At 58.7% G+C, this 3,098-nt stretch carries 3 protein-coding genes; 1 reads left to right on the forward strand and 2 read right to left on the reverse strand.

Translation table 11 applies throughout. The features are described 5' to 3' along the window. Window positions 1-313: transposase (locus GHK62_RS01280; RefSeq protein ID WP_153436559.1), on the forward strand; the 313-nt coding region annotated here is incomplete at its 5' end. Window positions 314-642: 329 nt separating this feature from the next. Here GHK62_RS01280 and GHK62_RS01285 read toward each other — a convergent pair. Both GHK62_RS01285 and GHK62_RS01290 read right to left on the reverse strand, forming a co-directional pair. Next, window positions 643-2,139: a radical SAM family RiPP maturation amino acid epimerase gene (locus GHK62_RS01285; protein WP_167528123.1), complete on the reverse strand. Its 1,497-nt coding sequence runs from the start codon at window positions 2,137-2,139 to the stop codon at window positions 643-645. A 17-nt stretch (window positions 2,140-2,156) separates the two neighbouring features. Further along, window positions 2,157-2,537, reverse strand: a complete 381-nt coding sequence (locus tag GHK62_RS01290; RefSeq protein WP_153436561.1) for a hypothetical protein — start codon at window positions 2,535-2,537, stop codon at window positions 2,157-2,159. Window positions 2,538-3,098 lie beyond the last annotated feature (561 nt).

Raw genomic sequence — 3,098 nt, forward strand, 5'->3', positions numbered from 1 at the left:
GCCGCGTCAGGCGGCGGCCGACGGCGGCTATGCCAGCCGCGAAAATCTGAGCGGAGCCAAAGCCTGCGGCATACGCGACATGGCCTTCCACAAGAAGCGCGGTCTCAAGATCGAAGACATGGTCAGGAGTCGCTGGGTCTATCGCAAGCTCAGAAACTTCCGCGCCGGCATCGAGGCCGGCATCTCTTGCCTGAAACGCGCTTATGGCTTGGGGCGCTGCACCTGGCGCGGCCTCGACCACTTCAAGGCTTATGTCTGGTCCTCGGTGGTCGCTTACAATCTCTCCCTCTTCGCCCGCCTCCGGCCCACCTGACTCCCCTTATCTGGCAGTGTTCAGAGCAACCCCGGCGAGCGTCGGCCGATACCCCATGACCCATTGCCGCCAGATCGCTCTTCGGGTGATAACCTGCATGGCATTGCGCCATCACCCGTCCAAGAAACACGCGTCAGTCGGCAAAAAACCTTTGAAAATCCCACAAAAACAGGCGTTTATGGACGGGCACTAGCTAGTATAACTGCTCCCACAGGTGCCGTCGCCACGGCACACTGCCAGTTGGTAAGATGCGCAGGTCGTTCATTGCGACGTCGTGCAGCACCTCAATGGGAAACGAAATGATAACGCGCATCCGGGAGATCGGAGTATCAGACCGCTTCGATGTGGCCCTCCATCCCGTCGCTGGTCTGCCAAGCGAAGCGATCATCGAGGTCCTCTTCGATCACCCCGGCCGCGTATAGCTGATCGAGAAGGTCGGCGACTGCGAGCATCCTCGTTCCGTCCGTCGTGACCCGCATAACCAGTTCCGAGGCTGTGCAGTTGCCGCGCGCGATCAGATCACCGACGGAAATCGGAGCGACGTCGTCGAGCACTCGGTGTTCGCTGCTACGCGAGCGGAGAACGAAGTACCCGTTCCCTGCTTCGTACTGCAGGTCCCTGCGGAAGCGGATGGGTAGGTGCGGGGCTGGACTATCGAGCATATGCTGATCCATTATGCTCTGCACTCCCTCCCGGAATTCGTCCCGCGTCCGAAAGAGACGCTGCGCCACGATACGGTACCCGAGAGGCCAGCGTTCGCTACCAGGTACCGGCGTCACCAGTTGTATACGTCCCTGGGGCATATTTACGAGGAAGCCGGAAACACAGGCAATCGTCGTCGGATAACCTTCCGGCAAGGCGACCGTGAGCTTCTCCTTCCGCGCGCGCCCGGTGAACGCCTTTGCGGTCGGCCCGCCCTTGCCTTGCAGGATGAGTTCGACGCCTACCAGTTCCTCAGGCGAAAACGCCATATGTATCTGATCGAGATGTTTCGTGCTCAGCACGGAAAAACGATTCGGCGTAGTGCCATAAAGATTGAAGAGTCCGAGCACGCGCCTGGTGAGCGCCTCATCCTTGAGCGGGGCGGCCGTCGTTGTTTGCGGCAATGCACCCGTGATCTGATAGTAGTCGAGCAAAAAGCGGTCGTAGTGTGGGTTGTCCATAGGATCTGTCGCCCAGTAGCAGAAGCCGGTACCGGCTGCCGAACCAAACACCTCGCTCGCGACACCAACCACGCCGCGCCAAAGCTCTGCATGCTCTTTGCTATAGTCGTAATAGCCTTGGAAGCGATCGGCCGATAGGCCACAAAACCAGCAGCCAACAGTGCAGCCGTCGCTCAGCTCGAAAGCGATGACGGGGTGCGTGATCGAATGCGCCGATCCGCCCAATTCGTCCGCACAGCGCCGGATCTGGCGATCGCGCCAGGCATGAAAGCGAGGGTTGATCATGGACATTTCGCCTTGCTCACGCAGGATGTCGCGATAGCGCAACATCTCGCCCATATACTCGTCCCACATCATGGCCGGCGGCCACGGCGCAGACTCCGCCTTGAAGCGATATTTCAGGTAGTCACCGTGCCACAGCGGCAGCACCTCCATTGGGTCAACTTCGATGCCGTAGCGTTGTGTTACCGCTCGCGGGGCGTCGACGTTCTCCGAAAGCGCGAAGCGGAACTTCATGTCACCGGCCAGCCGCTCCATGAAGCGCTTGACGTGAGAAAACTTTCGTCGTTGCTCCGGCGTGCGCAAGTCAAAGATATGTCGCGAGCGTGCGCCCTGACGGTACAGGTGAGCCCTTGACGACGCGTCTTGGAAGCCTGATCTCATCATCTCATCCGACGAGGTCAGGTCGCGACCATCACAACAACTACAACAACTAGCACGACCGCGGTGAAGCCCGGGAACTTTCCTGCGGCTTGCACAGGGCTCGTGGGTACGCCCGTAGCGGAACTTGCCATCGCAGTGGTCTTTACAAGGCTGGTCAAGGCCGCAGCCCCCGTACCACGCTGGTGTCGCGCAGTTGCGTCGAAATCCTTGCTGACTGGCTTGTGTCGGCGGTCCAGTCGGACGTAACGTTTGACCTCATCAAGCGTGATATTGTAGTCGAGGCTCCTTCCGATCGCTACAATCGACGCGAGACCTGTCGCACTTGGTTTGAGGCTTTCAAGCAGACTGCCTTTTTTCCCTATATCGTTGACGAATCGTTCTACGTCAGTTCTCGGCATAGCTATTTCCGCCTTTGCTCAATGTAGCCAAACTATCCGTCTCGCTCTCGCATGCGATCGGATGACATCATGAACAAGCAAGCGCCGTACCAACCTGAAAATCTCTGATTTTGCGCGTTGTCTGACCGCACGCATTGTCAACTTGCCGACCTTCTCACGTCCCAAATCGGGAATTGGTCCGCGCCAAAATGCCGGACAACCACAAATTTCTTTGCTCCGCGGTCGCAGCTCTAGTGCGGATTCCGTCAATCGATTCTTTCAAGCCAGAGCCTAAGCGTGAAGATGACGTCGCCAATGCCCGATGCTGTTGCGGGCCATGATCGCACCGGCATCGACGGTCTTGCCGTGAATTTCCGGATTTCGGGCCGAGATCGTGTCTCAGGACGTGGTGTAGCTTCCGGCAAGTGGCCGTGCTTTCCGGCGCGGGCCGGAGGGGATATCAGCGTGCGACTGCAGGCAGGCTGATTTGCGGATCATCGCTCATTGATGCCATTGTCTCAAGTGTCATGTACCTGGCACGCTGCACCGCCCATTCATCGTTTTGCTCGAGCAGCAATGCGC

It is taken from the genome of Sinorhizobium terangae (genome assembly GCF_009601505.1).
In the GTDB taxonomy this organism is placed as follows: Bacteria; Pseudomonadota; Alphaproteobacteria; order Rhizobiales; family Rhizobiaceae; genus Sinorhizobium; species Sinorhizobium terangae.